Below are 25,737 nucleotides of genomic sequence, written 5' to 3'. Positions count from 1 at the left end.
TCGGGCGGGTAAACAAAAGAAAAAGCGACGGAAGGATACTGCGGCAAAATCTTCCTTTTTCTTTTACAAAAATCGTAGAATAAACTGAAGACGGCAACTCCCGTACTCAGTATTTTTCCGTTACTCCATTCCGGATCAGCAGGTAGCATTCAAGACTATTCAGTTAAGCATAAAATACATTTTTCAACTGAACAATACTACCTATTTTACGTCCGGCAATTTTTCAGTTAATAAGGTTATTTGACACGGCGTACTGGATCAATTCAGCCGTTGTTTTCTTCTGCAGCTTCGTCATAATCTTGCGACGGTGGGCTACTACTGTATGGGGACTGATGAACAGCATCTCGGCGATTTTCTGAGCGGGCTTCCCGGCTACCATCAGCGAAAGCACCTCTATCTCCCTGTCAGACAGCAGCGTAGCTTCACGACCAATGACAGTATTGATCAAGCGGCTGTTGATATCCGAGCTGACATAGCGATTTCCCTGAAGCATTTGCAGCAGGGCAATACTCAGCTCATTCTCATCGATGGTTTTGGAGAGATATCCGACTACTCCCATCTCGAGATACTTTTTCACAACATTCAAATCCGTCAGCAGCGTCAGTACCACCACGCGGCAGGCGGGGTAATCGTTGAGGCAATCGGCGACAAATGCAGCCATTTCCTGGCGATGTACACCGGGATCTACCAGTAAAAACTCTACACGCGAGCGACTTAGCTCTTCTTTTGCCGCTTCTATTGTTGTAAAAACAGCAACATCGCACCGGGGAAACCGGCGGGAAATCAACAGGCGAAGCCCATGGGCAAACAGCTGATGATCGTCGAGAACAATTAGTTTTCCTTCAGGGATACCAGGTGAAGCATTCATATTAAAAGCGTTCAATGCGGTGCTAATTTAACGCATTTACTGTTCCTGAGTATAAACAACGAAAAACACTAATTGTTTCGCACCATTTAACCGTTTATCATTTCCTTAAACCGCTTAGTACTAGTGCACAACTAAAAAAGCCACCCCGGAGCATTCCGGAGTGGCTTTTTTAGCTATAGGGTATTCAGGGATTTACCACGACATGAGCAGGTTTCCAGTCGTTGTCATAAAACCCGGCCAGCTTTACACCTTTGCTTCCGTTGCGGAGCATTTCCAGTCCGAAAACCATGAAATCCGGAAAGCCGCTCGCACCTGCAAAGTACTGGTTGGCATTCGTCGCCTGCATGCCTTTCAATCCGGTTCCGGTGATTACGGCGACAGACGTAATTGCGTCGCTCTTCGACGGCCACAGAAAATACGCGCCGAGGTCGTCCCCGCTCCATTCCTTTTCACCCACCCGTACCTTGTTTCGTTCCACCTGGATCGGGCAATCGGCCAGCAGGCTTTTCCAGGCCCGGTTGGTTTGCGCATTGCCAATCAGCACTACGCCGCGACCAGCATAGGCCGCCGGCGTAAACTCGGTATCGGCGATGATATCGATCGCTCCGTTGCCGCGGTAGTACCAGGTCTCGGCATCGTACCGTGCTTTCGCGAAAGCCCAGGCATTTTCGGCCGGCGTTCCGGCCGTACCATACACGTAGACCATGCGGTGATGAAACGCTTCCTTGAACGTGCCGTTCCGGCGGGGATTTTTGGCGAATACACCGGCATCAGCGGCCGGCTGCCACTGCCCGCCGGCCAGCGCCAACACGAGACTATCGGACGCCGAACGAACGGTATAGGTAACCGGCTTGCTCTTGTCGAGGGAAACCGTGATCGTCATTCCCGGAGCAAATTCGCCCAGTTTCAGCTTCAGACGGGCTACGTTTTCGGTCTGGCCGCTGATAGTGGAGCGGGAGGCCGACAGTTGTATCCGGCTGTACTCCAGCGGGATAGCCTGTTGCTCGATAGAGGCCCAGCGGTAAGAAGCCGCTATTCCCGGGTTGGCAGTCATGAAATCGATCGACCGAACCGAATCCGGCCGCGCATGCCAGCGGAAGTAATCAAACAGCGGTTTCCAGTCAACGCTCTCATTACCAAACCAGTGTGAACCGCCGGGGTACTCGTAGTAATTGAAGTCCGGGTGAAACCCGCCCAGAATACCGCGCATCTGGCGGGCGTAGGTCACGGGTACCGTACGATCGGCATCTCCGTGATGAATGTAAACGCCGAGGGGTTTGTAATTGCTCGCCAGCTTCGGCACATCGCTCTGGTTGCCCGACCGCAGCAGCATCTGCTCCATCGGATCGGTGCTGGCAGCCGGAATGATTCCGTCGGCGGAGCCGTAGTCTTTCAGCGTCGGATACCCGGCACACGGGGCAATCGCCGCCCAGAGATCGGGATAGGTGACGCCGAGAAACCAGGTACCGTGGCCGCCCATCGAGTGGCCGGTGAGGTATACCTTCTTCGGATCGTGCGGAAAACGGGCTTTGGCCAGGCTGAGTACTTCCAGTGCATCGAGACGCCCCCAGTCTTCCCAGTTGAAACCGCGCGGGCGGCGGTTGGTCGGCGCGACGAGCGTTCCCCATTCCTTCGGCTGGTATGCGCGCGCCTGACCGATGGCCTCAACGCCCGCTCCATGAACGGATAAAAACAACGCCGATTGTCCGTTTTGTACCTTGCCGGGCGTGACGGCGTAGTATTGGAGACTGCCGTCGATTTCACTGAAAAATGTCCGGCTGTAGGATTCCGCAGGATCGGCGACATGGAGGGAGATTTTGCCTTCCGACACAGGCTTGCCTTTTTCGTCGATCAGCCGTACAGTAGCTTCTGCCGCACCCTTTGCGGTCAGGCCGCTGCCATCGAACCGGAAGGGTACTTTCCGCAGGCTGACTGCCGGGATGTCCGGCAGAGAAGATACTACCTCTTTCCCGCCGACAATAGCTATGATTTTCAGGCCTTTGGCAGTTTTGGGAGACAGGTTGGTCACCAGCAATGCGCCCCATAGCCCGTTGTTCGCTTCGCCAAGCACGACCGACGGCAGCGTCGGATCATCGGTTTTCAGCACAACGGGCTTTCCGGGAAATTCCAGGCTTGCCACAGCTGCCATTCCCCGGACATAAAACTCATTCAGGCCTTTCTTCAGCGCCACCGGCAGGTGCAGGAAGCCCATGCTGTACGGATCGCCGCCGCGCAGCTCGCCGTTGACGAAAACCTGGGAATTGCCTTTGACATTCAGCAGGGCGGTCTGCGCTTTCGGCGAATCATAGGTCAGGTAAATGTACCCGCCCGATCCGCCGATGCCGCCGCGCATCGCGCCTGCGGTCACACCGGGTCCGGCGGGCGCGCCGCCTCCGCGGAAATTCCGCCGGCGAAGGCGGTGCAGACTGTCGGCCTCTACCGGCTGCCAGTGAAAACTCGTATCCCGAAGCGATTGGCCGGTGTAGAGGGTGTGGGCCAGCAGGTCCGAATAGATGGCCTCGCGACCATAGCGCTGCGGGATCGTGGCGATCTGGCCTTTGTCGAAATAGTGAACCGTTTGCCCCCACGACCAGGTACAGCCGAGGGCAAGAGCAGCTAATGTGCTAAAAACACGCATGAGAAAGGGTTAGGGTTCCAGCCGGAGGGTTTCATCTTCCGGCCGATAGGCCGTATAAATCATCAGCAGGGTCATCATTTCATTCTTCGAATCCATGTCTCCGAACGAAAAAACAGCCTGGGGAGGGTTATTGGGGTTATTGGGATTATCGACGGAGTTGTCGTACGCACATTCCAGGTGTACGACCGATCCGCGCGGAATCTTCACGAGAGAAGGCAGGCGGTACAGCTCCTGCCAGCGGAAATCCCATTTCGGGATGTGGACAAGGCGAATGGTATCGCCCGAAGGAGCTACCGCATACGCTGTAAATTCCTTTCCGAGCAGGTGCATATGCGGCCACAGGTAGAGAAGGGACTGGTCTTCCTGGGTTTGCACACGCAGGCGGTGGATGGATTTGTCGCCGGGAAGCAGCATCAGCGGCGGCGTAATGTCCTTCTCCCCGATTCCGCCGGAACCCAGGCTGATCACCCGTACCTGACGCTGGATCGGGCTTTTGCGGAAAAACAGGTTTACGCCGACGATAGACTCCTCCGGCGCCGCGATGGCCGAAAAATGCGCCGTTACGAGCATGACGCCACGTTTCGGCAGCGTCCAGCCGAAGCCGGCCGGGTAGGTTTCCACCGACGCGCCGGGAATCCAGCCGGTGTAATATGTCATTTTTTGCTTCAGCGGCTGAAGCGCACGAAGCTGTTCGGCGGCATGCAGGTCGTCGGTGGTGTTGACGACAGACGGCCCCGACCGGATATCGGTATCATCGTCCACCGCATAAAAACCATAGTTGACGTGGTGGACGATCTTCTTGTTATTCGTATGAAATTCGATGGCTTCCACAGCTTGCTCCTGTCCCGATTCGAATGGAATGCGGAATACAATGAAGCGTTCCTTGTTATCCGCTGCGAGGGAAAAAGCCGAGTCGATCCGAAGGGTCAGGTCCGGTGCGCGGTGGTAGGCGGTCTGTGCGAGCAGGCCGTCGTCGGGCAGGGTTTTCTTACCCGGTGGTGTTTTTTTTTCAATCCAGCTGAGAATCAACTGTTTTTCGTCCGGGGAAAGGGAGCGGTCGTTCGCAAAGGAACGGTAATGATTATCCGCCCGCCAGGGCGGCATGTAGTCTTCGGAAACGACTTTTTTGATAAACGTAGCGCGACGTGTTACTTCCTCATACGTCCGGAGCGAAAACGGCGCGGCGTCGCCGGGGCGGTGGCATACCGCGCATTTCTTCCGGAAAATCGGCGCGACGTCGTCAAACGTCTGCGCGCCTGCCCAAAAAGGCAGCAACAGGAAAAGCGGGAGAATCTTCATAAATCATTGATAAAACAACCGACGGGACGGGTTTCAGGTACGGAAACGGGCCTGCCCTCCCGGTACGCGCGGATCGCGTCGGAAAGATAATGCGCCGTCACCGTGTTCCGGGTCTTTCCGAGGGCAATCGCCCAGTTGTCGATCGCGCCGTGATAGAGGACCGTCCGGTTTTCGTCGAGCAGCCATACTTCCGGCGTCGTTGTCGCCTTGAAATGGGCCGCCAGGGCATTCGGGGCATCGGTCAGCAGCGGAAACCGGACCCGGTATTTGTCCCGAAAGCGAAGCAGTTCTTCCCGGTCGTATGCCCTCCCCGGGACTATTCCGACGACCTCAGCTCCTTCAAGGGCATTGAGCGTACGGGTATAATTCTGGCAGAGCGGGCATTCGGGTGATAAAAAAACGACCGCCACCAGCTTTCCGGAGAAAGCCGACAGGGTCGTTCGGGTGCCGTTCAGGTCCCGGAGCGGGATCTCGTTCACCTGCGCGAAGGCAGGCAGGGAGAGCAGCAGAAAGACAATCAGACGGGCCATGGTCAGGAAGATAAACAGCATCCGGCCGAAACCGGATGCTGTTGCCCGAAAATCAGGGTTTATCCCACCAAACGCGGCCGGTAATATCGCTCGGACCACCGAAACTGGGGTCCTTTTGCTGGTCGGCAATCGCGTCCGTTGCGTTCTTGTAGTTCAGGTCTGTAACGGTCGGAATAGCAATCGCAAAACGCCGCGGCATTTTCTGCTCCGTACCACCCTGGTGAACCGTTTCCAGTTTCAGGATTTTGCCGGAAACGGAGGGGAAACCCGTCCGCTTGATCACGGCCCAGGCTTCATTCTGGTTCTTGAAGTAGTTCAGGTACTGCTGGACCAGGATCTGCTCGAGGCCATTGGCGGCATCCCATACAACGCCGGGGCTGGCTTTGTAGGCGGTGACTTCCGCAGCGGTAAGCGCCTTGTAATCATCCAGTTTGGAGTACCGGGCCATGTCGTCGTAGTTCTGCAGAGAGGCTTCGATGCCCTTGTAGTACCAGCCTTGCGCATCGGTTCCGAGGATATTCCGGGCCGCGAGCTCCGCCCGCATGAAGCAGAGGTCGGCATAGGTAATCAGCGGGAACGTCGTCTGGCCGGTTCCACTGTTGAAAGCGCCGTAAAACAGGCGGCTTTGAACGGACGAAGGCAGGCGGTCGCTCCGCTTCTCGGTTCCGACGGTGTACTCGATCGCCTGGAAGTATGTGTTTTTCGAGGCGTCCAGAGAAGCATCAGGGTCGGCATACTGACCCCGGTACAGCTGTCCGTCCCAGGCGAAAGAAGCCGGAATTTTTCCCTGCGCCTTCGCGGCGTCGAATCGTTCCTTGGTAAACGGCGACGGCTGGAAGAACACCCGGAGACGCGGATCTGCCGTCGTCCACATGAAGTCAATCAGGTTTTTCGAACCGGAAACCGAGCTATTGCTGGTCGGGTTGTAGTTCCCTCCGGACGAAAACGGCGTACCGGCAATGAACTTCCAGTCGTCCGCCGTCGAGCTCATGAGGCTGGCTTCATCGGCCAGTATTTCCGTCGCGAGGGATTTCAGTTTGTCCGGATTCCGTTTCATCAGTCGGAAAGCAATTTTCAGACGCAGGGCATTCGCCGTCTTGATCCATTTCGCCGGGTCTCCGTCAAAATAGATGTCATTGTCTTTCAGCGATACCTGTTCCACCGTTTGCGGCGTCTTCAGCACGGTGATAATTGCTTTGAGCTGATCGTCAAGCGTCTGATACAGGGCTTCCTGCGTGTCGTACTTCGGCGTCAGCAGGGCGGGCGTCGTATAGCGGGCCTTGAAGGCTTCGGTATACGGAATGCTGCCGTTGACATCCGACGTATACCAGGCGTAGTATGCCAGCGGAATACCGGTAATGGCCTTCAGGTACACATACTTCGCCTTTTCAGCTTCGGGCAGTTTGTCGATGATCTGCTGTACGTCGACCAGACGGTTTCCTACCTGAGAGTAAAAGTTGCCGTACCGCTGGTTGAGGTTACCGCTCCCTTCGTAAACGTTCGCGCTGTTTCCGGTCAGGGTCACGAATGACTGCGCCCAGTAGTAAATGGCCCGGTTGTAGTCGTAGTAGTACTCGAAGCTGTTCTGATGGATGTTAAGCAAGCCTGTCGTCAGCTCGTACTGAGGCGGAATATTGAGGATTGCGTCCGGATCGGTATTCAGCTCGGCAAATTTCTGCCGGTCGCATGATGTCAGACCGAGGGCAACCAGGGAGATCAATAAGAGTGCTCTTTTCATAATAGTGTCGGATCTGAAGGGTGATTAGAAGCTTCCGTTGATCGAGAAGCCCATGCTCCGGATGTAAGGCATACCGGAACTTTCCACCATGGCTCCGGAACCGGAGTCGTTCAGGTTGTTGGGGTTGACGTTGTCCTTGGCGCTGTTATAGAGATAGAGCAGGTTGTTGGCCATTACCGCTACCCGCAAACCGTTCAGTTTCAGTCGGCTGACCATCTTCTGCGGCAGATCATAGCTCAGGTTGACCTGCTGGAGAGATACCCAGGAAGACGTGAAGATGGCGTCCTCACGGATCCCGTTGGCCCAGCTGTGACCGTTGGCGTAGTAGCTGAAGGCGCTCGTCGGGCGGACAATACCTTTCTCATACGCTTCCCGGTGCGTCATACCCGACACATCGTAGCTCTTGCCATCGATACCCGTCACGGTTGATCCCTGCTGGTAAACACCGTCGAAGATGATACCGTCCGTCCGGTCAGCGCCGTTGGCATTTTTATAGGCGATACCGCCCAGTTCCGTCGTCCGGCCCGGCAGGGTACTCTTCAGGTTACCCAGCCACTGACCGAGGTCTGACGTCGTGGAGTAGATCTTGCCGCCGAATTTCGCATCGAGGATTACGTTGAGCTGGAAGCTCTTGTAGTTGAAGCTGTTTCGCCAGTTGCCGAGGAAATCCGGAATGATGGAGCCCAGTGCCGGGGCCTTGTCGACGCCGTTTACGTAGTTACCGGCCCGTACCCAAAGCGACGTGGAAGCGCTCGACGGACGGATCACACGCTTGCCGTTCAGCGGGCTGTCGATCGGCGTCCCATCGCCTGCGCGGGCCTGGTAGTGCGCATAACCGTATGGAGCGATGATCGTTCCATAGTCGCCGCCTGCTTTTGCGATGGCCTGGAAGCCGTCGCCGCCGCCGATACCGATGTACTGAAGGCCGAAGGGCAGCGATACAACCGTATTCCGGTTCCGGGTGTAGTTGAAGTAGGTATCCCAGGAGAAGTTACGCGTCTTGACCGGCGTACCATAGATCAACAGCTCGATCCCGCGGTTCCGGACTACGCCTGCATTGATCAACGCAGAACCTACGCCGGACGAAGAAGGCACGCCGAAGTTAATGATCTGGTTTTTCGTATCCTGCGTGTAAAACGTCGCGTCGATACCGAAGCGGTTGTTGAACATCTTGAGTTCGATACCCGTTTCAAATTTCTTCGTACGTTCCGGCACCAGCGCCTGGTTGGGCAGGGTGTTGGACTGGTAGGCGTAGTTGATAACGGTCGTTCCGTTGACGTTGATGTAGGGAGAGTTTGCTCCGTAGGCGCCGGTATTCGCGTTGTAGGCAGACGTACCATTCCCTGAAATCACGTAGGACGCACGCAATTTCCCAAATGTAAATGCAGACGGGAGGGCGTGCTTGAATGCGTCGGTGAATACCCATGCCAGGTCTACGCCGGGATAGAAGTATGAGTAATTGCCGTGTCCATCGTTATAGACGAGCGTCGAATTCCAGTCGTTCCGGCCGTAGACGTTCATCGTCAGGTAATCGCGGAATGCAAGGCTGGCCTGGTAGAACACCGAGTTGCTTCGGGTCTGATTCGGCTTGTCTTCTTCGGCACCTACGGGGTTTCTGGAGTTCTTCAGACGATAGATGTCAGGAAGGATACCGCCGTTGGTCCAGTAGCGCACGCCTTTCGAGGTCGAAGCGTTCAATTCACCCCCCACTTGCAGCAAGGCATCAAATTCACCGAACGTCTTGTTGTAGTTCATGCTTCCACGGAAACGGCTGACCGTAGTGTTCCGTACGAACGACTCATATCCGGGATTGGCAAAGTTGATTTCGGTCCCGCGTGTTTTCTTTTCGTTGTTGGAACCGACATAGTTCACACTGGCCGTTCCCTGGAACTCAAAGCCGCCGCCGAGCGGAGCGCGCAGGTCCACACTACCCCGGAGGTTGTTGTCAATCTGGGTATTGTTGTTCTGGTAAATGGCATACCAGACAGAAGTGAGCCCGCTCGGATCGTCCTGGTTGATCCCTCCGGCTTGCGCAATGTAGTTGCTCCGCCAGAAATCCAGGTCGTAGTTCCGGACGCCGCCGTATGCCAGGCTGCGGAAAATACCGGAAGAGCCCTGGTTAGCCGGGTTGGCCGTATTGCTCCGGACATACGTGATGTTGGCGTCTACCAGTACTTTGCCCAGGAGGCGCTGCGTACCGCGGAAGTTGAAGCTGTTCCGGTCGAAATTATTGCGCGGAACAACACCCTGCGCGCCAAGGCGGGAGTAGGAAAGGCGGAAGGTCCCGGTCTCGTTTCCTCCCGAAATGCCCACGTTCGTATTGGAGGTCAGACCGGTCTGAAAAATACGCAGGATATCGTCCGGACGGGGGTTGTTCTTCATCAGCTTACCCGTCACGTCGCGTACTTCCTGACCCGTCATTTCCGGACCGAAGTTATAGCCGTACGTGTTCGGGTTGATTTGCAGCTCGTTATTGGGGCCGGTGATAAAGTCGCCTGTGTAATTACCCGATCCAAACCGGTTCTGGAAGTCCACCGTGCGGTACGGCTTATCCCAGATGAGGGATTGCGACACCGTCACACCGAGACCTTTTTGCGAGAATCCGCGCTTGGTCTTGATGAGGATTACCCCGTTGTTGGCCCGGCTGCCATAAAGTGCGGTTACTGCGCCGCCTTTGAGGACGTTAACCGACTCAATATCATCCGGGTTGATGTCTTTCAGGACGTTACCGAAATCCTGGTCGCCGCCGCGGTTCGGCAGCACGACATCCTGCTCCATCACAATACCGTCGATGACAATCAGCGGCTGGTTGCGGTACGGATCAAGCGACGCGCTGCCCCGGATGAGGAAGCGGGGCGTTGCCTGCGGACCGCCGATACCCGGCTGTACCTGCAAGCCCGGTACCATCCCCTGCAGGGCGGAAATCGGGTTGATGGCGCCCTGACGGCGGATCGCGTCTCCGTCGACTACCGTCGTAGCATACCCGACGTTGCGCTTTGAACGGTCGCCGAAACCCGTTACAACCACTTCGCTCAGCGCCTTCTGGTCTTCCACCAGCACTACGTCAATGACGCTGCGGCCGCCTACGGCGATTTCTTTTTTCTGATAACCGACTGACGTAAAGACGAGTACCGCATCCGGTCCGTCGACGGAAAGGGAATACCGTCCGTCGCTTGCCGTCGTCACGCCACGGCTCGTGCCTTTGATCACGACGCTGACGCCGGGAACACCTTCGCGGCGAAGGCTGTCGGTCACACGACCGCGTACCGTGATCGCCTGGATCGATTCCAGACCGGTCACGTCGGTCATCGCTTCCGGAATGCCGGAGCCGTCAAACGCGTTTCCGCCGGCCTTTGACTCCTTTACGGGAAGGGTCTGCGTGATGACATAGCCTTTGTTGCGGGTCTTTTTGAAGGTAAGACCGAGGGGATGCAGCAGTTGCTCAAGGTTCTGCTCCAGCCCGGCCTCCCAGTGGATGGCCTGCCGGGAAACCGTATAGCCCTGCACGATGCGATCGAAATAGAGCAGGTCTACCTTGTAGTATTCCTTCAGCTCTCTGAGCGCGTGTTTCAGCTCGATCCGGGGCGATTTCCGCTCCTGAACGGGCTGGGTAGACACCTGTGCGATCAGTTGGGCATTGCCCGGCGAGGTCACCGAAACAAGTCCCATCAGCGCGAACAGCCTGGGTAGAGGGTGGGTCATGGTTATTTGGTTGGTTTAGTGATGAGGATATGATTACCGGTTTGAGTGAATTTCAGCGAGGAGGCTTCCACGAGCAGCTCCAGCAACTCCTGCCCGTTGTGGGCGGTAAAGGAGCCGGAGATGGTCCAGTCGGCCAGTTCGGGATCACGGATTTCAAGCGTGACGCCGTAATTGTCTTCAAACAGTCCCACGATTTCACGGAGGGATGTCTCTTCAAAGACGAAGCGGTCTTCCGACCAGGCCCGGTACTTTTCCGGGGCAGGGGTCCGTTCCACCCGGACCAGTTCCTGTTTCGGCTTGACGCGCACCAGTTCGCCCGGCCGGAGAATTACCTTCCGGAACGACGTACCTTCCCGGTACCGCAGTTCCACTTTTCCCTGACGCAGCACCACGCGGGAAGAATGGTGACGATCGTAGACGGTAAACTCGGTGCCGAGTACGACAACCTCCATGCCGTCTACTGTCTTGACTACCAGACGCCGGTCGTCCGGCGTGTGCACAACCGAGAAATCGGCTTCGCCGGAGAGGTACACGCGCCGGGCCGTATCTCCAAGCGCAAACCGCGGCTCCTTCAGTTCAGAGTTGGCGTTGAGGATGACACGGCTGCCGTCGCTCAGCGTCAGTCGCCGGGTTTCCCCAAAACCGGTCGTATACTTCCGGAAGAGGAGCTTTTCCCGGAAAAGAAAACCTGTCGCGACCAGCGCGACTGCCGCGGCGACCGACGTCAGTTTCCAGGGAAATCGCCGCCGGAATACCGGCGCCGGGACTACTCCGTTGTTCCGGATACGTTCGCGGTGACGCTCAAGGGCTTCACCGGCATCCGCCTGAAACTGGTGATGGCGGTGCTCGTATACATCAAGGCAGGCATAAAACGACTCCCGGTTCGCTTCCTCCCGCATCCAGGTATCGATCTGCTGCTTTTCAAAGGTGGTTGCATTTCCGGCGAAATACCGGAACAACAATTCCTGCGTGACGGCTAAGGGCGTTGACATGCGTAATCTGTAATAAGTGTGTATGAAAAGGGTTGGATCAGAGCCAGTACGCGGCTGCCATTACAAGGAGGAGCCACTTGTCGCGAAGAACTTCCTTGACCTGCTGGATCGCTTTGGACATCTGTATCTCCACCGTTTTCGGAGAAATCATCAGCTCGCCGGCAATTTCCCGGTAAGACTTTCCTTCGAAACGGTGCATGAGATAAATCTGCCGGCGCCGCAGCGGAAGGCCATGGATAGCCTTCTCGACGTCCTGGTAAAGTTCTTCAAACTGGGTAATGGTGTCGGGATGGAGATCCGGCTGTACCGGCAGCCCGCCTTCGGCTTCGAGGGACGTACTGCGGTGCAGCTCCCGCCGGACGTAGTCGTAGCAGCGGTTGCGGATAGACGTATAGAAAAAGGCCCGGTAGGACACCGTAATGGAGGTATGCAGCTCCTTGACCTGAAACTCGTAAAACAGATCGGAGACGATGTCTTCCGCCACCGCCTGCGAACTGACAAAGCGCACCGCATGGCTGCACAGCGACTGATAATAACGCTGAAACAGCAACGTCATCCCCTCTTCCGTACTCCGCGCGAAAGCCTTTTGGATCAATACTTCTCCGTCGACCTGCAATTGCAGGCCGGAAGACGACGAGTTAGGCAGAGGTAATGACATTTTGTGTGGTGGACTAATGAACGAAATACGACGTAACCATCCAATGACGCCTGAGGACGAACCAGCGTTGCAAACACCCCTATCGGACTTTAAAAAAATTTAACAAAAAATTATTAGTAAGAAAAAAAATGCAGAAAATCCGATCGTTCAGTCGACCGGATTCCGTAGAATCTTCGGGAAATCGCAGAAAAAAGGTCTCTTTTTTAAAAATCAGTCCACCGCTCCTTCCCGTATCCGGGGCGTCTGTATTTCCTTTTTTCCGAGGCGGCAGGAAAAAGTCAAGCGAAGGTTTTGATTCTGGTACCGGGTGGAAACAGTCTGGCGAAAGCCGGCCGCCCGCGTTTTCTCCTCCATGTACGTATATGGCGTCAGAAATGCGTCTGCCCGCAGGCTGACTGCATACCGGCCTTCTTTCCACTTTTTCGTCAACGTCAGGCTGTAATATTTCCAGCCGGTGCGATACCCCTGCAAACGGATACTGTTTCCGTCAAAAAAACCATATAAATCCGCACTGTATCCTTTCCCAAAGGTATAACTGCCGTTGAGAACGGCCGTCTGCATCCATCCTGTGTTCCGGACATCCGGCGTCTGAAGACTTACCCGCTGCAGCGTTAGCGTAAGGCCGAGGCTCAATGCGTGCACCGGCTTCCAGGTCGACGCCAGCGTAACGCCAAGCCGGCGGTTTAAACCAACATTTTGCCAGGTACTTTCCACCAGCCCACCGGCCAGCAAGCGGCGTACCTGCTCGATGCTGTTCCGGTTATTTTGAACGAATACGGAGAAATCCGTAAACAGGCTGTTCCGGGTCCGGGACCAGGACAACTGGAAAGCCTGCGTCCGCTCCGGACGGAGAGAAGGATTCCCGGCCTGACGCGTCAGGGAATCGCTGCTCACCACCATCGGATTGAGGTAGGCGAAATAGGGTCGCTGCAGTTTCACGGTCCAGGCGGCTTTCAGTTGCCCGCCTTTTCCAATATCCCGCGAAAAAGAAACGGAAGGAATACCATTCTGAAAAGGTTTCAGTGTCAGCGCCTTTCCGTCGAACGTCGCCGACCACACCGTCCGCTCCAGGCGGAAGCCTGTCACGGCCTGCCATTTTCCCAGCGACCACAATCCCGACGCATACGCGGCCAAAACGGTACTCCGGTACGCAAATCCCGTTGTGGAAGGAATTGGAAGCAGGTAACGGTTGTCTGATTCGGTTTGCCGGTGTATGGCCTTGAGTCCCGTTTCCAGGCGAAACCGGCGCGATATCCGTTCGGCATAGTCGGTTTGAAGAAGCCAGTCCCGGTTGCGGGTTTCGGTATGAAGCGTTTCTTCCGTATCCGGATTCCCGGGCTTTTGCTGGCGCAACGAATAGCCTCCGGTGCCGTCAAACCGGAACCGCGTACCGAGATCCGACCATTCCCGCCGTGCCGAATGATAGTTGTAGCTTGCCGTCCATGAATCACCCTTGTTGCCGTTTGGGGTATGGATGGAACGGGTAAAATCGGGCAGCGTCGCATCCACTCCGTAACTTGCTGATATGGCGTCCGTTTCGTTCGGAGACCGGCGCAGGCGGTAACCCACCTGAAACGTCCGGTTGGTATCGGGGCTGAAGAGTACCGTCGTCCCGCCCGAGGCATACTGACCGGTCTGCCACGTTTCCTGTACCTGGCGAATCGTGGCTTTGGCTTCCCGCGTGAGTACAAACCCGTTCCGGTTTCGGTAACGCTGGTAAAACAGGTCGGAGGTAATCACCCACTTGCCAAGACGCTGCGTCCATTCGCCTCCGGCGGCAACGCTGCGGTTGCCCGGCATCGCCCGGACAATCCCCGACGATTGTACGGGTCGTTTGGTGATGATATGAATAACGGCGTCTGTACCTTCCGCATCGTAGCGGGCCGATGGCGCCGTGATGACTTCTACCCGCAGGATATTTTCGCCGCCTATCGCCCGCAATGCGTCGGCTACAGTGGCGGCATAGGTTTCGGATGGTTTTCCATCGATCCATACCCGCAGGCTTCGTCCGCCGGCGAGAGAAGGATTCCCGTCGGCGTCGACCGACAGCATCGGTATCTTCCGCAGGATATCCGCGGCATCGCTTCCGGCTATTCCCGGCAACGATCCGGGATGAAAGACAAAGCCGTCGGACCGCTGCTCAATGGCCGGTCGCTGTCCGCGGACAGTCACAACTGCCAGTGTCTGTGCAACCGGCGACAGGCGTACGACTCCGGCCGACCAGTCCGCCCCCTCGAGTATACCCCTAATTTCCGGACGATACCCGGCAACCGATAAGGTAAACGGCCCTGCCGGTATCGTTTCGAATACAAACAGCCGAGGCTATCGGCAAAGGTACCGTCGGTTCGGCCGGTACTCGTATGCAGGGAAACCGTTGCGAGCCGGAGCGGGCTCCCGGTCAGCGAATCCTGCAGAGTACCGGAAATCCGGCCGGTCTGCGCGGCGGCCTCCAGCGTCAGGAAGCACAAAAGGAGATACCGGCACATGGCATTCAGCGGGAGGACGGGTAGCCGGGAATATTCCGGCCCAGGTAAATATTCCGCTCAGCCTTGAACATCCCCTCTCCGACATCGTTGAGGTGCAGAATACCGCTGCCGCCGCGGTTTAGCTGCCGTTTCCGAACCGCATCCGTCAGCAACGGATCATCATCGAAAAGGTACTCATCGATATAGTACTCCTTCAGACCCGGTTCCAGAACAACGATGTGAATATGGGCCGGCTCCGTCCGGTCGGGGTAGGGCGCCGGCCGACGGGTTACAAATTTATATTCTCCCTTGTGGTTTGTTTTCATCCAACCGCGGATGTATCCGTGGCGGCGCGCCCAGCCTTTTTCGTCGCCCTTCCGGGGGTAAATGCCTGTTTCCGGATCGGTATGATAAATATAAAGGATGACGTTCGGCGCAGGGGTTTTCCCGTCTGCCTGAAACACAACGCCGTTGATACCGAGGCGGTTTGGCGAAGAGTCGGTCACGCCCGGCAGACGGGTAAAAGCCTGCAACCGGTCGAACGGCACCTGACTTTCATGGATGGCTTCGCAGCCTTCACAAGGGCCGCCGACAGCGCGCTGCCCCCAGACCATTGCCGGAGCACAAAACAAAAGCAGCAGTAGTTTTTTCATGGGTGTATCGGTTTTGAGGCAAAGGAAGGGTACGAACCGGCGTCGGGAGAAAAGGAGTCGACCAACGTTCCGGAAAATCGACCGCGGGAAAAGCCGTTTCTGTTCCTCTACTTTTTGTGTCGTTGGTCGACGCGATTTTTTGTATCTCGGTCTTTTTCATTCATTTACATCGGATTTCTGCAACAGATTCCCTTTTCCTTTCCGCGCTATGGACTTCCTCGACCGTACCCTGAAAATGCCGTTCTCCGGCCGGACGATCACCGTCAAACACGCCCTCGTCCATGCCGCGTACTGGATCCTGATCACCGGCTTTTTTACCTATGAAAAACGGTACCTGATCTACAAGGCGAGTATGCCGTATTTCGTGATCTGCGTGATCGGGCGGATCGGGCTGCTGATTGTGATTGCCTACCTGAATCTGCACTATTTCCTGCCCCGTTTTCTGCTGCGGAGACGGTACGGGGCCTATTTCGGGGCGGTGCTGGCGTCAATCCTCGGGTACCTGATCATCCAGGGTTTCTACGATTATTATCTCTATGGATTTGTGATCGGGCCGCAACGAAACAGCGACTGGGTCGAAACGCTCTCCTATAATTTCTTCAGCACTCTCTGGTACCTAGGACTGATGGTGGCGCTGAAACTTGCGATCGACTGGTACGAACAACAGCGTGTGTTTCAGCAGATTGTCGTTGAAAAGCTGCAGGCGGAAGTCAATTTCCTGCGGTCTCAGGTCAATCCGCATTTTCTCTTCAATGTGCTCAATAACCTGTATGCGCTGACGCTGCGGAAATCGGACCTCGCCCCGGACGTCGTCCTCCGGCTATCTGAAATGATGGAGTATATGCTCTATGACAGCGACGAAGCCTTCGTTCCGCTGGAAAAGGAGATCGGGTATCTTCATTGTTACCTCGACCTGGAAAAGCTTCGTTTCGGCGATCATTCGGATATTTCACTGGCGACCAACGGCGAACCCGGCGGGCGTGAAATTGCGCCTCTGCTCCTGTTGCCATTGGTCGAAAACGCTGTCAAGCACGGCGTCAGCCGTCAGGAAGAATCCAGCTGGCTGCACGGCGCGCTGCAGGTAGACCGGGATACGCTGCGTTTTTCGGTTTCAAACAGCCTGCCTCCGGGTGGTTCCCGGTCCGGAAAAGGTGGCATCGGCCTGGTAAACCTGCGCCGCCGGCTTGACCTGCTTTATCCGGGACGTTATTCCCTCGAAACCAAAGAGACCTCGACAGAATACCGCGCAACACTGGCCATCTCCTGGCCCTGAATCCGAAAAGCCATGAATTTCCTGTTTTTCCTACTGCTTTTGCCGGAGGCTATGCGCCCCCTGCCCGCCGCGCCCTTAAAACCGGCGGAAATCTATGTGGCAAGTACCCCGTGTGACAGCCCGGTCCGCGCTTATTTCACCATTCCCGAAAACGATGAGAGCGAGTTTATGACCTGGAAAATTACCCTTCACCCGGACACGCGTCAGTATGAAATGCGGTACACATATGGCATGACTGTCCCGGGAACGAGGGGCTTCCGGAACGGCGGGACGACGGTCAGCCGGAACGGATCTTTTTCTGTCCGGCCCGGGCAACGAACGGTTATTTCCCTGGCTGTCGGGGACAAACAGATTCCGTTCGCCCGTATCGGCGACGGCCTGTTACACCTGCTCGATTCCGAGGGAAAACTGATGATCGGCAACGGCGCCTGGAGCTATACCTTTAACCGGCAGAAGCCATGAAAACACTCTTTTTTCTGCTGGGAATAGTGGCCGTGACCTTTTCGGCGACGGCGCAGACGGTCAGCCGACCGTCAAAGACAACGGCCCGCACGCCGGTCGAAGAAGGCCCCGGCGTACTGGGCGTATACGAAGGACGGTTTCCCTGCCGCGAGATCGCCGCCGACTGGAAAGTAGCCGTCGGACCGGAATGCGAAAAAGTAAAATGGCGCCTGACGCTCTTTCAGGATCCGAAAACCCGTCGCCCGACGCGGTACCTGCTGCTCGGTTCGCTTAACAAGGACCGGAGGAGAGAAGGTACCTGGGCAGTCGTCCACGGTGTTCCGGAAAACCCGCACGCCATTGTTTTTCAGCTGGATGCGGACCAGCCCGACGTGTCGGTTTACCTCTGCCGCGGCGACGAAAATGTCCTGTTTGTACTTGACCAGAAGCACCGCTTCCGGATTGGCGACGACTACCTGAGTTTCACCCTGAACCGCGTTGTAAACTAATATGCTGCGTTGCGTCGTCATCGATGACGAATCCCTGGCCCGGGAAGTCCTGACCGGCTACCTCGAGCGACTGAATCATGCCGTGACGCGCTTCGGTACCGCGCGGGAGGCCCTGGCGTACCTCGCCTACAACGAGGCCGACGTTCTTTTCCTGGACATTGAAATGCCGGGGATGAACGGGCTGGAGTTTCTACGCGCCCTCGAACAACCACCGCTGACGGTATTTACGACGGCTTACCGCGACTATGCGTTCGACGGGTATGAGCTCGGCGTCATTGATTTTCTGCTGAAACCCATTTCCTTCAGCCGGTTTGCCCAGGCGGTTCAGAAAGTGCAGGATTTTCTGGCGCTGCGCGATCCCAACGCCCACCTGGAAAACGAACCGGCGGGTTTTGTTTTCGTGAAAAGCGGGATACAGCGCATCCGCCTCAATCTCGACGACGTCTCCCATATCCAGGGTCTGAAAGACTATGCCATCATTCATACGTCGACCGGGAAAATCGTCATCAAAGGTTCCATCAAATCCATACACACGATCTTTCCGGAGGAGCGTTTCATCCGGGTACACAAGTCGTTTGTCGTGGCCGCGGCCGGCATTACCCGGATAGAGCGCAATCAGCTGCTCGTCGCCGGGCACGCCGTACCAATCGGTCGCAGCTACCGGGAAAAGATCGACGAGCTGCTCGCCGGCCGGAACCGCTGACTCACCGAAGCGCGGGTGTCCGGCGAAAGCGTTTTATCTTTCGGGAAATTGATCCGGCATGCGTTTTCTCCTGTTATTCCTCTGTCTTCTTTGCGGCCGGGCAATGGCGCAGGCGCCGCTTGCGGGCCATCCGGATTACGTTGTACAGGACAGCGTACTGATCCCTGCGCGTGACGGGTACCCGATCGTGTCGACGATCGTCTCCCGGAAAGGTACCCCGGCGCCCGGACCGGCCGTGTTGTTTTTTACCACCTATTACCAGGGAAAACGGGATGCCAATCTCTTCAAAACATTGGCAGACAGGGGTTATACCGGCATCATCGCCTATTGCCGCGGTCTCCGTACCGACGTCAGCCGGTACCGGCCGTTTGAACACGACGCAGCAGATTGCCACGACGTAATCGACTGGATCAGCAGGCAGCCGTGGTGCAACGGCCGTATCGGTATGTTCGGCGGAAGTTATACCGGGTATGTGCAGTGGGCGATGGCTAAACAGCCGCATCCGGCGCTTAAGACGATCGTTCCGCAGGTGGCGGTTTATCCGGGACTGGATTTCCCGATGGAAAATAACATTCCCCTTCCGGGTATTCTTTCCTGGGCTAACGACAATATCCGGTCGGCTCCACCCCTTCCGCGGGATCTGGTATTCCGCTGGTACGAATCCGGCGCTCCCTACCGGCAACTGGATTCGCTGGCCGGAATTTCGGAGCCTGTTTTTCAAAACTGGCTGGCACATCCGGCATATGACCGGTACTGGTCGCAGCTGGTTCCGACCGATGCGGAACTGAAAGCCTTTCGCATTCCCATCCTGGTAACGACAGGCTACTACGACGGCTCCCAGATCGGCGCAATGGCTTACCTCCACCGCTATCTTTCCCTTCACGCCAATCCCGATGTACACGTGGTTATCGGACCGTACGATCACTGGGGAGGGCAGCGCCGGCCTTCACCCGAGTTGATGGGTTACAAAATTGACAGTGTCGCAAACGTCTCGATGGCTCTTCTCGCCTACGACTGGCTAGACCATATCCTGAAAGGCACTCCGAAACCCGACCTGCTGAAAAAGCGGCTTGCCTATCAGGTCATGGGGACGAATACCTGGAAGCACGCGGAGTCGCTGGCCCCCGCGACGGAAACACGGACTTTTTTCGTTACTCCCGGCGGACTATTGACTCCCGCAAAAACCAGCAATACGGTATCAGGCGTGATCACTACTGATTTACGCGATCGGTCTGACAGCGCCCAGCATAATTATTTTACGCCTGTCATCGTCCGCGAAGAAGTGCCCGCTACCCATGGTCTTATTTTCCGGTCGGCTCCGTTTGCGCGGGCGACTACCCTTGCCGGGAGTTTTTCGGGAGAGCTGTCCGTTTCGCTGAACCGGCGCGATGCAGACCTTTCTGTCGCTTTTTATGAAGAGCAGGCCGACGGAAAATGCTTTTACCTTACCCGTTACCTCGGCCGGGCCAGCTATGCGGCCGACCCTTCACGCCGGCAGTTACTCAGGCCGGGCAAACGCACCCCGATATCCCTCCGTAATATCCGGTTTGTGAGCAAACGATTTGAGAAAGGGAGCCGCCTGCTTGTTATCGTCGATCTCAACAAACATCCGTTCGAAATCCTGAACTATGGCAGCGGAAAGGATGTGGCTGACGAATCCATGGCCGACGCCGGTGTCTTAAAAGTAACTTTACTAAGCGGCAGTTACATCCGGATGCCCTGCCTGGATTAAAAGGTGGCGCGGGCTTCGCCCGCGCCACGCTGCCTATTCCTCTGCTTTCGCCGCTTCGGCACTCAGGAAATAAGCACCTTTCCGGACCAGTTCAGGCGGAATCTCTCCCGCAAAGCGGATTTCTGTGTACCCGTTTTCCGACGCTCCGGCTGTGACCGGTATACGGGAAAACGTCCATCCGGACGCATTCCGGGAGGTTACGGCATAAACAAAAGCCTTGCTTCCGTCGAATACCAGCGCCTCGGAGGGCAGGGCCGTCACCTTTTTCCGGTGCGTGATGATTCTAGCCCTTACGTATGAGCCTGGAACGAGGTCTTCGAAACCGGAGGCGAGGTGGCCGTGTACCTTGACCGTCTTCGTCGTTCCGTCAAACGTTTTCGCGACAAGCTCTACCCGGGCCGTATGTTCTCCGGACCGCGCCTGAGGAAGAGAAAAACGGATCGTCTGCCCTTCCTGCACTTCCGCAATGTCCTTTTCGAATACCTGAAGTTCGACGTGCAGGTGTTGCTTATTGACCAGCTCCATCATCGCTTCGTTGGCGTTGACATGTTTCCCGAGGTTGACGCTGAGCGACCGCACATAACCGCTGAACGGCGCCCGCAGCAGAATACTGCTCTGGATTGTTCCCTGCCGGACAATTTTCGGGTCGATGTTGAGGAGTTTCAGCTGCGTTTCGAGCGATGACACCAGCGCCTGGGTGGACCGGTACTCCGCTTCCGATTCCTGGCGCTTGCGGCGGGAGCCAACCTGTTCTTTTTCGAGTTGGGCCTGCCGGTCGAAGTCCTCCCGCAGAAACGTCTGCCGGCTCAGCGCCTGCAAAAACTCCTGCTGCAGACGGATGTAGTCGGGATGTTCCAGTTCGACGACGACCTGCCCTTTTTCCACAAAACTTCCCTGCAGCAATGGCATCTGGCGAACAAACCCGCCGAGCGGGGCGCTGATCGTTGCGATGTATTGCGGGGGTGCTTCGACGGTTCCGTTCGCCTGGATTGTCTCGCTGATTTCGACCGAATCGGGACGGCCGGTCCGGATACCGGCCTGGGAGACCATCGCCGGCGCGAGTGTAAGGGCAGAAGAGGCTTCCTTTGTTTCTGTTGCGGATTCCGGGGCCGACGGCCGGCAGCCAACCAGCAGGTATACGCCTGCGATCAGGCCCGACTTAAGAAGTATGTTCATGGGTATATCAGGGTTGAGGAAGGCTTAGCGCTTCCAGTTCGATCGTATTTTGATTGGCGGCAGCGACTTCGTCGAGGTACTGCTCGCGTATCTGCCAGGCCTGCCAGCTCGCCTGCGCGAAGCCGAGGTAGTCTATTTCCCCGCTCAGGTAGCTCTTTCGGGCATTTTCGAGGATTGCTGACGCCTGCGGCAGGGCGTTTTCCAGGTAGTAATTCAGAGAGGCGTTATACCGGGTCTGCTGTTTTCTCAGGATAGCTATGTTCCGGTCGAGTTGCAGCGTCTGATAGGTATTTTCCGCCTCGCGGGCCTGCGCGGCCGATTCGGCCGCCCGGATGCGACTGCGGTACCACCCCGAAACCAGCGGAATCGATACGCCGCCCTGTACCGCCTGAAATCCCCGCTGCCGCTCGATAGACTGATTGAGGTAGCTGAACCTCAAGTCGGGAAGCATCCTGCTTTTTTCGACGGCAATTTTCCGGCGCTCTGCTTCGGTCTCCGCCGCCAGCACATCAGAAAGCGGCCGCGAAGTACCTGCGCCTGCCGGCCGCAGAATCAGCGGTACTGTGGTATCCGCCTCTATGCCCTCCGGACGCTGGAGGAGCATACCCAGCCGCAGCCGCACCGATTCCAGCGCGGTTTCCAGGGTCCGTATCTGGTTTCGGACGCCTTCATGCCGGGCTCTGGCCGAGATTTCTTCGAGGGCATTGGTTTCACCGGTCCGGAGCCGTACTGAGGCAGCCCGCAGTACGTTGGCGAAAAGAGTATCCTGCTCGGTCAGCAGCTTCCGCTTTGCATGGAGGTACAGCAGGTGGTAGTAGGCGAGCCTCACATCACGGACCAGCTCGGCCTCGGTCAGCGCGCGGCCGGCGCGGGCCGCCTCTGTCTGCGCTTCCAGGTACCGGCGTTGCGACCGGTATACACCCGGCAGGGATACCGATTGGCCAACCGTCAGCGCATAGTCGTTCGGAGAGCCCTGTATTTGTCCGCGTTGGTAGTCGACCGTCGTCTTCGGAATATCCACCGCCGCTCCTTTCAATTGCTCCTGCGCGCGAAGCGTCATACCGGCCGACAGCAGATGCCCGTTCCGCTCCTTCGCCTCACGGATAGCCTCCGGCAGCGGTACTACCTGCGCTTCGGCAGACAGAGAAAGCCCCGCGCCGATCAATAGCATCACTGCAACCGGTACTCTCCGGAGCTTTCTTTCCCCGAAAAGACTATACAGCACCGGCAAAACGACCAGCGTCAGCAGCGTCGCGGAGACCAGTCCGCCGATGACGACGGTCGCCAGCGGGCGTTGTACTTCCGCCCCGGCAGAGGACGAAATCGCCATTGGCAGGAACCCGAGCGAAGCCACGGCGGCCGTCATTACCACGGGCCGGAATCGAACAGAAGTACCTGTCAGAATGCGGCGGATCAGGTGCGTATACCCTTCCTCTTTCAGTTGGTTGAAGTAACTGACCAGTACGATTCCGTTCAGCACAGCAATCCCGAACAGCGCAATGAACCCGACGCCCGCTGAAATGCTGAACGGCAATCCCCGCAGCCACAACGCCCATATCCCGCCGATGGCGGAAAACGGAATCGCTGAAAAAACCATCAATGCCTGGCGGACTGACCGGAACGTAAAAAACAGCAGCACGAAAATCAACAGCAGGGAAACCGGCACGGCTACCATCAGCCGCGATTTGGCTTTGACCAGGTTTTCGAACTGGCCGCCATACGTGATGTAGTAGTTGGGCGGCAGGCGGACCTTCGCCCCTACCGTCGCCTGTATCTCCCGCACGAGGCTTTCTACGTCCCGGCCCCGGGCGTTTATACCGATGGTAATACGCCGCCGGGCATTGTCCCGCGAGATTTGCATAGGCGCCTTGCTGTACCGGATTGTTGCGAGTTCTTCGAGCGGTACCTGATTACCGGAAGGCAGGTCCACAAACATTTGCCGGATGTCGGTAATATCCCGGCGCCGGGCGCTGTCGAGACGGACGACCAGGTCAAACCGCTTTTCCCCCTCGTAAACGCTGCCTGCGACCTCACCGGCAAAAGCCGTTTTCAGAATGCGGTTCAGGGCAGCTACGTTCATACCGTATTCCGCAATGCGCGCACGGTTGTAGGAGACCAGCATCTGCGGTAATCCGACGATCTGTTCCACCTTGATATCCGCGGCGCCCGGGATAGCACGCAGGTGCCCGGCTACTTCGTTGGCCCGGCGGTAGAGGGTATCCAGTTCTTCTCCGTAGATTTTGACGGCGATATCCGATTTAACTCCTGTCATCAACTCATTAAACCGCAACTGAATAGGCTGGGTAAATTCGAGATTGACACCCGGCAATGTCTCCAGCGCCCGTTTCATCCGCGCCAGAAGCGCGGGTTTGTCGTGAGCGGTGACCCATTCCGAAGGCTCTTTGAGCAATACGATGATATCGGCGGCTTCGATGGGCATCGGGTCGGTCGGTATCTCGGCGGTACCGATTTTGGAGACGACTTCCTTTACTTCGGGGAAAGACGTTTTCAGAATCCGCTCGATTTGGCCTGTCGTTTCAATCGTCTGGCTGAGGGAGGTACCCGGTTTGAGCGTAAGGCTGATGGCCATATCCCCTTCGTCGAGGTTGGGAATGAACTCACCACCCATTCTCGAAAATGCTATTCCACTGACAATCAATAACATCACTGACACGGCAAGTACTACTGCCCGCCGGCGCAGCGCGAAGCGGATCAGCGGCCTGTAGGCACGCTGCAACCCGTGCATAAGCCGCTCGGCAAAAGCGCTCTCCCGGGTATCGGGACGGAGAAAGGCGGCTGTCACCGCCGGTACGTACGTCACGCAGAGCAGCATCGCGCCGATCAGGGCAAAGCCGACTGTCAGCGCCATCGGCCGGAACATTTTTCCTTCAATACCGGTCAGCGACAGAATCGGGAAATACACGATCAGGATAATCAGCTGACCGAAAAGTGCGGATTTCATCATCCGCCCGGCGGATTCCCCGGCTACTTCGTCCATCGGGGCAGCGGTAGTCCGGTGCGCGAGGTAGAAGATGGTCCCTTCGACGATGATCACAGCGCCGTCGACGAGCAATCCGAAATCAATCGCCCCCAGGCTCATCAGGTTGGCCGAAACGCCGAACGTATGCATCAGCCCCAGCGCAAACAGGAGGCACAGCGGAATGACGGAAGCGACGATAAGACCCGCCCGGATATTTCCCAGCAGTACCAGCAGCACGAGGATTACGATGACCCCGCCTTCGAGGAGGTTCTGGGCAACAGTCCGGATTGCCTTGTCGATCAGGACGGTCCGGTCGAGAAACGGCTCCAGTACCAATCCCTTCGGCAGGGTTTTCCGGATCTGCACGACGCGCTCTTTCACGGCCTGGATGGTTTTCTCCGAACTGGCGCCTTTGAGCATCAGGACAATACCGCCGACTACCTCTCCTTCTCCGTTCCGGGTCATCGCACCGTATCGAACGGCATGACCTATACGTACATCTGCTACATCCCGGATCAGCAACGGCGTCTGGTTGATTGTTTTGACGACTACCTGCCCGATTTCCGCTTCGGTCCGTACCATCCCTTCGCCCCGGATAAAGAATACTTCCGGGCCTTTTTCGATGTAGCTGCCGCCGGTGTTTTCGTTGTTGGTCGCCAGGGCGGCAAATACTTCCGAAACAGTGGTATTGAGCGCCTTGAGCCGGTCGGGGTCGATACTGACCTCGTATTGCCGGAGGTAGCCGCCGATACTGCTGATGTCGACAACGCCGGGTACACCGGCAAGCTGCCGCTTCACGATCCAGTCCTGGATGGTCCGGAGTTCGGCAGGCGTATAGCGGTCTTCGTACCCGGGCGCCGGGCGAAGTACGTACTGGTATATTTCACCCAGTCCGGTCGTAATCGGCGCCATCTGCGGGGTGACGCCGGCGAGGAAATCCGATTCCCGCAGTTTTTCGCCGACGAGCTGGCGGGCCAGGTGGGTGTCGACGTCGTCGTCGAATACCACCGTAATCACTGACAGACCAAAGCGGGAAACGGAGCGTATTTCGGTGACTCCTGCAACATTGCGCAGGCCCGTTTCGAGCGGGAAGGTTATGAACTGCTCCACTTCCTGGGCAGCGAGGGAAGGCGCCTGGGTAATGACCTGCACCTGGTTATTGGTAATGTCTGGGTTGGCGTCGATCGGCAGCCGGAAGAATGCATAGATTCCCCAGGCCACCAGGGCCACGACGCCGGAGGCCACGATGAGTTTGTTTCGGATACTGAATCCGATCAGCGACTGTATCATGCCGGCAAAGGATAAAATGACAGATGCCGGCGGACCGGTCAGGCCGGTTCGCCGGAAAACACATCACCCGGCTAAGCGGGCGGAGCTGTC

18 protein-coding genes are annotated in these 25,737 nt (G+C 56.8%); 5 read left to right on the top strand and 13 right to left on the bottom strand.

What is annotated here, in order from left to right; translation table 11 throughout:
- Positions 1–223: 223 nt before the first annotated feature.
- From BLR09_RS00985 to BLR09_RS00935, 11 genes are all read right to left on the bottom strand, one after another.
- Positions 224–868, bottom strand: coding sequence for a LuxR C-terminal-related transcriptional regulator (locus BLR09_RS00985; protein ID WP_093196599.1), 645 nt, complete (start codon positions 866–868; stop codon positions 224–226).
- 184 nt (positions 869–1,052) lie between these two features.
- Positions 1,053–3,506 carry a carboxylesterase family protein gene (locus tag BLR09_RS00980; RefSeq protein WP_093196598.1) on the bottom strand — a complete coding sequence of 818 codons (2,454 nt, stop codon included), beginning with the start codon at positions 3,504–3,506 and terminating at the stop codon, positions 1,053–1,055.
- A gap of 9 nt (positions 3,507–3,515) precedes the next feature.
- The gene (locus BLR09_RS00975; RefSeq protein WP_093196597.1) at positions 3,516–4,805 is read right to left on the bottom strand and encodes a c-type cytochrome; all 1,290 of its coding nucleotides are present in this window, start codon (positions 4,803–4,805) and stop codon (positions 3,516–3,518) included.
- On the bottom strand, positions 4,802–5,335 hold the full coding sequence (locus tag BLR09_RS00970) for a redoxin domain-containing protein (RefSeq protein WP_218126561.1): 534 nt from the start codon (positions 5,333–5,335) through the stop codon (positions 4,802–4,804). The genes BLR09_RS00975 and BLR09_RS00970 overlap by 4 nt, the downstream gene beginning before the upstream one ends.
- A gap of 52 nt (positions 5,336–5,387) precedes the next feature.
- Entirely contained in the window at positions 5,388–7,073 is a 1,686-nt protein-coding gene (locus tag BLR09_RS00965; RefSeq protein WP_093196595.1) for a SusD/RagB family nutrient-binding outer membrane lipoprotein, read from the bottom strand.
- A 24-nt stretch (positions 7,074–7,097) separates the two neighbouring features.
- Complete coding sequence (locus tag BLR09_RS00960) at positions 7,098–10,775, bottom strand: SusC/RagA family TonB-linked outer membrane protein (RefSeq protein WP_218126560.1); 3,678 nt, start codon at positions 10,773–10,775, stop codon at positions 7,098–7,100.
- Between the two features lie 2 nt (positions 10,776–10,777).
- A complete protein-coding gene (locus tag BLR09_RS00955) occupies positions 10,778–11,767 on the bottom strand; it encodes a FecR family protein (protein WP_093196594.1) in 990 nt (329 codons plus the stop codon).
- Positions 11,768–11,804: 37 nt separating this feature from the next.
- Entirely contained in the window at positions 11,805–12,425 is a 621-nt protein-coding gene (locus tag BLR09_RS00950) for a sigma-70 family RNA polymerase sigma factor (protein WP_093196593.1), read from the bottom strand.
- A 210-nt stretch (positions 12,426–12,635) separates the two neighbouring features.
- Positions 12,636–14,597: a TonB-dependent receptor domain-containing protein gene (locus BLR09_RS00945; RefSeq protein WP_093196592.1), complete on the bottom strand. Its 1,962-nt coding sequence runs from the start codon at positions 14,595–14,597 to the stop codon at positions 12,636–12,638.
- Positions 14,594–14,911: a hypothetical protein gene (locus BLR09_RS00940; protein WP_093196591.1), complete on the bottom strand. Its 318-nt coding sequence runs from the start codon at positions 14,909–14,911 to the stop codon at positions 14,594–14,596. The genes BLR09_RS00945 and BLR09_RS00940 overlap by 4 nt, the downstream gene beginning before the upstream one ends.
- A gap of 5 nt (positions 14,912–14,916) precedes the next feature.
- On the bottom strand, positions 14,917–15,543 hold the full coding sequence (locus BLR09_RS00935; protein WP_093196590.1) for a dioxygenase family protein: 627 nt from the start codon (positions 15,541–15,543) through the stop codon (positions 14,917–14,919).
- A 208-nt stretch (positions 15,544–15,751) separates the two neighbouring features.
- On the opposite strand from BLR09_RS00935, the gene BLR09_RS00930 reads away from it, so the two are divergent.
- From BLR09_RS00930 to BLR09_RS00910, 5 genes are read left to right on the top strand one after another with little or no spacing between them, the layout of a single operon-like run.
- On the top strand, positions 15,752–16,816 hold the full coding sequence (locus BLR09_RS00930; RefSeq protein ID WP_218126559.1) for a sensor histidine kinase: 1,065 nt from the start codon (positions 15,752–15,754) through the stop codon (positions 16,814–16,816).
- 12 nt (positions 16,817–16,828) lie between these two features.
- Complete coding sequence (locus BLR09_RS00925) at positions 16,829–17,278, top strand: hypothetical protein (RefSeq protein WP_093196589.1); 450 nt, start codon at positions 16,829–16,831, stop codon at positions 17,276–17,278.
- Positions 17,275–17,766, top strand: coding sequence for a copper resistance protein NlpE N-terminal domain-containing protein (locus BLR09_RS00920; RefSeq protein ID WP_093196588.1), 492 nt, complete (start codon positions 17,275–17,277; stop codon positions 17,764–17,766). The genes BLR09_RS00925 and BLR09_RS00920 overlap by 4 nt, the downstream gene beginning before the upstream one ends.
- 1 nt (position 17,767) lies before the next feature.
- On the top strand, positions 17,768–18,469 hold the full coding sequence (locus tag BLR09_RS00915; RefSeq protein WP_093196587.1) for a LytR/AlgR family response regulator transcription factor: 702 nt from the start codon (positions 17,768–17,770) through the stop codon (positions 18,467–18,469).
- 58 nt (positions 18,470–18,527) lie between these two features.
- On the top strand, positions 18,528–20,201 hold the full coding sequence (locus BLR09_RS00910; protein ID WP_093196586.1) for a CocE/NonD family hydrolase: 1,674 nt from the start codon (positions 18,528–18,530) through the stop codon (positions 20,199–20,201).
- A gap of 33 nt (positions 20,202–20,234) precedes the next feature.
- On the opposite strand, the gene BLR09_RS00905 is transcribed toward BLR09_RS00910, so the two are convergent.
- Positions 20,235–21,377, bottom strand: a complete 1,143-nt coding sequence (locus BLR09_RS00905) for an efflux RND transporter periplasmic adaptor subunit (RefSeq protein WP_093196585.1) — start codon at positions 21,375–21,377, stop codon at positions 20,235–20,237.
- 7 nt (positions 21,378–21,384) lie between these two features.
- Positions 21,385–25,647: a CusA/CzcA family heavy metal efflux RND transporter gene (locus BLR09_RS00900; protein ID WP_093196584.1), complete on the bottom strand. Its 4,263-nt coding sequence runs from the start codon at positions 25,645–25,647 to the stop codon at positions 21,385–21,387.
- Between the last annotated feature and the right edge of the window lie 90 nt (positions 25,648–25,737).

The organism is Siphonobacter aquaeclarae (assembly GCF_900103285.1).
Classification (GTDB): domain Bacteria; phylum Bacteroidota; class Bacteroidia; order Cytophagales; family Spirosomataceae; genus Siphonobacter; species Siphonobacter aquaeclarae.
This window is presented reverse-complemented; position numbering and strand designations above follow the sequence as displayed.

Excerpts from the sequence above, each read along its gene's own strand:
- BLR09_RS00985 (WP_093196599.1), bottom strand. The coding sequence starts at position 868 with ATGAATGCTTCACCTGGTATCCCTGAAGGAAAACTAATTGTTCTCGAC.
- BLR09_RS00980 (WP_093196598.1), bottom strand. The coding sequence starts at position 3,506 with ATGCGTGTTTTTAGCACATTAGCTGCTCTTGCCCTCGGCTGTACCTGG.
- BLR09_RS00975 (WP_093196597.1), bottom strand. The coding sequence starts at position 4,805 with ATGAAGATTCTCCCGCTTTTCCTGTTGCTGCCTTTTTGGGCAGGCGCG.
- BLR09_RS00970 (WP_218126561.1), bottom strand. The coding sequence starts at position 5,335 with ATGGCCCGTCTGATTGTCTTTCTGCTGCTCTCCCTGCCTGCCTTCGCG.
- BLR09_RS00965 (WP_093196595.1), bottom strand. The coding sequence starts at position 7,073 with ATGAAAAGAGCACTCTTATTGATCTCCCTGGTTGCCCTCGGTCTGACA.
- BLR09_RS00960 (WP_218126560.1), bottom strand. The coding sequence starts at position 10,775 with ATGACCCACCCTCTACCCAGGCTGTTCGCGCTGATGGGACTTGTTTCG.
- BLR09_RS00955 (WP_093196594.1), bottom strand. The coding sequence starts at position 11,767 with ATGTCAACGCCCTTAGCCGTCACGCAGGAATTGTTGTTCCGGTATTTC.
- BLR09_RS00950 (WP_093196593.1), bottom strand. The coding sequence starts at position 12,425 with ATGTCATTACCTCTGCCTAACTCGTCGTCTTCCGGCCTGCAATTGCAG.
- BLR09_RS00940 (WP_093196591.1), bottom strand. The coding sequence starts at position 14,911 with ATGTGCCGGTATCTCCTTTTGTGCTTCCTGACGCTGGAGGCCGCCGCG.
- BLR09_RS00935 (WP_093196590.1), bottom strand. The coding sequence starts at position 15,543 with ATGAAAAAACTACTGCTGCTTTTGTTTTGTGCTCCGGCAATGGTCTGG.
- BLR09_RS00930 (WP_218126559.1), top strand. The coding sequence starts at position 15,752 with ATGGACTTCCTCGACCGTACCCTGAAAATGCCGTTCTCCGGCCGGACG.
- BLR09_RS00925 (WP_093196589.1), top strand. The coding sequence starts at position 16,829 with ATGAATTTCCTGTTTTTCCTACTGCTTTTGCCGGAGGCTATGCGCCCC.
- BLR09_RS00920 (WP_093196588.1), top strand. The coding sequence starts at position 17,275 with ATGAAAACACTCTTTTTTCTGCTGGGAATAGTGGCCGTGACCTTTTCG.
- BLR09_RS00915 (WP_093196587.1), top strand. The coding sequence starts at position 17,768 with ATGCTGCGTTGCGTCGTCATCGATGACGAATCCCTGGCCCGGGAAGTC.
- BLR09_RS00910 (WP_093196586.1), top strand. The coding sequence starts at position 18,528 with ATGCGTTTTCTCCTGTTATTCCTCTGTCTTCTTTGCGGCCGGGCAATG.
- BLR09_RS00905 (WP_093196585.1), bottom strand. The coding sequence starts at position 21,377 with ATGAACATACTTCTTAAGTCGGGCCTGATCGCAGGCGTATACCTGCTG.
- BLR09_RS00900 (WP_093196584.1), bottom strand. The coding sequence starts at position 25,647 with ATGATACAGTCGCTGATCGGATTCAGTATCCGAAACAAACTCATCGTG.